Annotated in this window: 2 protein-coding genes and 1 pseudogene; 2 read left to right on the top strand and 1 reads right to left on the bottom strand. The window is 70.6% G+C overall.

What is annotated here, in order from left to right:
- A partial coding sequence (locus B9S58_RS16345; RefSeq protein ID WP_103532842.1) for a DEAD/DEAH box helicase occupies positions 1-1,599 on the top strand: 1,599 nt, incomplete at its 5' end.
- A 39-nt stretch (positions 1,600-1,638) separates the two neighbouring features.
- Here the strand turns inward: B9S58_RS16345 and B9S58_RS16340 are convergent.
- Positions 1,639-2,688: a multicopper oxidase domain-containing protein gene (locus B9S58_RS16340; protein ID WP_103532841.1), complete on the bottom strand. Its 1,050-nt coding sequence runs from the start codon at positions 2,686-2,688 to the stop codon at positions 1,639-1,641.
- Positions 2,689-3,000: 312 nt separating this feature from the next.
- Here B9S58_RS16340 and B9S58_RS16335 point away from each other — a divergent pair.
- Positions 3,001-3,569, top strand: a pseudogene (locus tag B9S58_RS16335) (helix-turn-helix domain-containing protein); the annotation flags it as partial.

Below are 3,569 nucleotides of genomic sequence, written 5' to 3'. Positions count from 1 at the left end.
CTCAGCTCACCGAGGCGGGCATCCGCCGCGAGACCGTCCTCGGCGGACGCCGTGGAGCGGGATCTTCCGGTGTTCTTCGCGCAGGTGTCGGCCGACCTGCTGCGGTCACCGGCGTCGCCCGCCGAGGCCTGGGTGGACTTCGAGCTGCGGTCCGCCGAGTACTACAGCCTGCTGGCCGAGCTGTCCGGCAGCGGGCCGGACCGGGACGCCGCCGAGGGGTTCCTGCCCGCCGGGATCGCGGACCGGGTGCGCGCGCTCCGGCTCGACGACACGCGTCTGCGGGTGTCCCTGCGCGGCTACCAGGCGTTCGGGGCGCGTTTCGCGCTGGCGCAGAAGCGGGTCGTCATCGGGGACGAGATGGGGCTCGGCAAGACCGTGCAGGCCATCGCCGCCATCGCGCACCTCACCGCCCACGGCGAGACCCACTTCCTCGTGGTGTGCCCGGCGAGCGTGCTGATCAACTGGACCCGGGAGATCCAGGCCCGCTCCACGCTCCGTGCCGTTCCGGTGCACGGCGCGGAGCGGACCGAGGCGTTCGCGGACTGGCGGGAGAGCGGCGGGGTGGCGGTGACCACCTTCGACGCGTTGCACCTGCTGCCGGAGGGGGCGGCGGCCGAGGTGCGGCCCGGGATGCTGGTGGTGGACGAGGCCCACTTCGTGAAGAACCCCGCGGCCCGTCGGTCCCGGGCTGTCGCCGGCTGGGCGGAGGGCGTGGAGCGGGTGCTGTTCCTCACGGGCACCCCGATGGAGAACCGGGTGGAGGAGTTCCGCAGCCTGGTGCGCCAACTGCGCCCCGAACTCGCGCCGGCGGTCAGCGGTACGCACGGCGCGGCCGGTTCGCGGGCCTTCCGCCGGGCCGTCGCCCCCGCCTACCTGCGCCGCAACCAGGTGGACGTGCTGGCCGAACTCCCGGCACTGGTCCACGTGGACGAATGGGAGGAGTTCGGCGCCGAGGACCGGGACGCCTACCGCGAGGCGGTCGCCTCCGGGCGATTCATGCGGATGCGCCGGGCCGCCTACGCCGTGCCCGAGGCGTCTGCCAAGCTGGAGCGACTGCGCGAACTGGTCGGCGAGGCGCGGGACAACGGCCTGAAGGTGGTGGTCTTCTCCTACTTCCGCGAGGTCCTCGGCGCGGTCGGCGACGCCCTGGGTCCGGAGGCGTACGGTCCCCTCTCGGGGAGTGTCCCACCGGCCCGACGGCAGGAGCTGGTCGACGCGTTCTCCGCCGTGGACGGGCACGCGGTGCTGCTGAGCCAGATCCAGGCGGGCGGCACCGGGCTGAACATGCAGGCCGCCTCCGTGATCATCCTGTGCGAGCCGCAGATCAAGCCCACGCTGGAGCACCAGGCCGTCGCCCGCGCCCACCGGATGGGGCAGGTGCGCACGGTCCAGGTGCACCGGCTGCTGGCCACGGACAGCGTGGACCAGCGGCTGGTGGAGCTGCTGGCCCGCAAGGACCGGCTGTTCGACGCGTACGCCCGGCGCAGCGACCTCGCGGAGACCACCCCGGAAGCGGTGGACGTCTCCGACGGCGAGCTGGCCCGGCGCATCGTCGAGGAGGAGCAGCAGCGGCTCGCCGACGACAGCCGCCGCCCGTGACCGCGCCCGCCCTCCCTGCGGGCCCCGTGACGGACGGGGTCAGTGCTGGTGGTCCCCGGCGCCCTTCTCCGCCTCCTTCTCGGCGCTCTTCGTGCCGGCCTTCTCCTCGGCCTTCCTCTCCGCGCCGCCCGCCACGTGGTGGGGTTCGTAGCCCGGGATCGTGCCGTCGGGCTTCTTGATCAGCAGGAGCCCGGCCATCCCCATGTCGGAGTGGCTCTGGACATGGCAGTGGTACATCCACGCGCCCGCGCCCACGCGTTCGCCCGCGATGAACTGGAGGCCGAAGGAGTCGGCGGGCCCGCAGATCTTGTTGTCGATGACCCGGCTGGGGTCGTCCGGGCCGGTCAGCAGGCCGGTCCGGTTGTCGGCCCAGCGGTGACCGTGGATATGGAAGGTGTGGTAGTACTCACCGTGTGTGATCATCACGACTTCCAGCCGATCGCCCACGGTGGCCTCGAAGTTGGTGCTGTTGTGCTCCGCCTTGTTGTTGATCGTCATGTCGTTGAAGACGATCGTGAACGTCTTGTCGGGCAGGATGTCGCCCTTGCGGCGCACGATGACCGGCCCGTAGAGCCCCTTGCGGATGCCTCCGGTGCCGTGGTCCGTGCCGACGACATGGTCGTGGTAGTGCCAGTAGCCCGCGCTCCCCGGCTCCCAGGTGCCGTCCTTGCGGCGGCCCGGGGCGTGGGTGCGCCAGGTGTACGTCCGGGTGCCGCCGGGCTCGACGTGGCTCCTGTTCATCCGGGTGCCGTCGTTGGCGATGTCGTAGTCGACGCCGTGGACATGGAGGCTGGCGTCGACGTCGGCGAGGTTCTCGAACTCGATGTGCAGCGTGTCGCCCTCGTTGATCTCGACGAGGGGGCCGGGGATCGAGGCCTTGCCCTTCTCGAAGCCGTAGCCGAGCTGCCCGTCCGCCAAATTCTCGGCGTACATCTTCAGTCGGCGTACCACGCCGCCGGCCGGGGCCGTACGCGGCGGGATCTCGGCCGAGCTTGCCTCCACCGCCCCGAGCGACAACGATGTCACCCCGGTCGCGGCCGCGGCTGCGCCACCGACCAGCATCCGTCGGCTGAAGGTCCTTCGGTCCATGTCGAACTCCCCACTGCGATAAGGGAACTGACGGAACCGCCGATACGGAACGGGGCTCGCGGGATCGCCGGAACGGGCCACACCGTAGCCGGGGGACTTCCGTTTATCCACACTCGGGACAAAGTTCGTCCGATTACCGCCATAGCTCTTGGCGGGCCGCGAAAAGAGGCTCTCCTGTCATATGTGTGGGGGCTCTGAGCTGGGCTGATACGTGAAACACGCCGCTCTCTGTGAACCTTGAGGTGTCTAGCAACAAGGTTGATCAAGCAGAGAAGCGGCGTGTCTATCTTCAGCATATGGAAGCGGACCCTGATGGTCGAAAGGCCGTGGTCGAAGGGGTCCGCTTCGACGGGAACGAACAGTGCGTGATCGTGTCGGTACGGCCCGAAGCGCGGCGGCGGCAGCGGTGTGGGATCTGTGTCCGGCCCGCGTCCTGGTACGACGGTGGCCGGGGACGGCGCCGGTGGCGGGCCCTGGACCACGGTGCGGTGCGGGTGTTCCTGGAGGCTGATGCGCCTCGGGTGGCCTGCCGGGAGCATGGGCCGACGGTCGTCGCGGTGCCCTGGGCCCGTCATGGTGCCGGGCACACCCGCGCTTTCGACCAGCGGACCGCGTGGCTGGCCGCGGAGTGCTCGAAGTCCGCGACGGCGGTGTTGATACGGACGTCCTGGCGGACGGTGGGCCGGATCGTCGAGCGCTACGTCGCCGACCGCGACGGGGCCGTCGACCGACTGGCCGGGCTGCGGCGGGTCGGGATCGACGAGATCTCCTACAAGCGCGGCCACCGCTACATGACCTGCGTGGTCGACCATGACACCGGACGAGTGGTGTGGATGGCCGACGGCCACGGCAAGGACGTCATGGACGCCTTCTTCGACCAC

Origin of the sequence: Streptomyces sp. SM11, assembly GCF_002910905.1 — a bacterium.
In the GTDB taxonomy this organism is placed as follows: Bacteria; Actinomycetota; Actinomycetes; order Streptomycetales; family Streptomycetaceae; genus Streptomyces.
The sequence above is the reverse complement of the archived record's forward strand: the minus strand, read 5'-3'. Positions and strand labels throughout refer to the sequence as shown.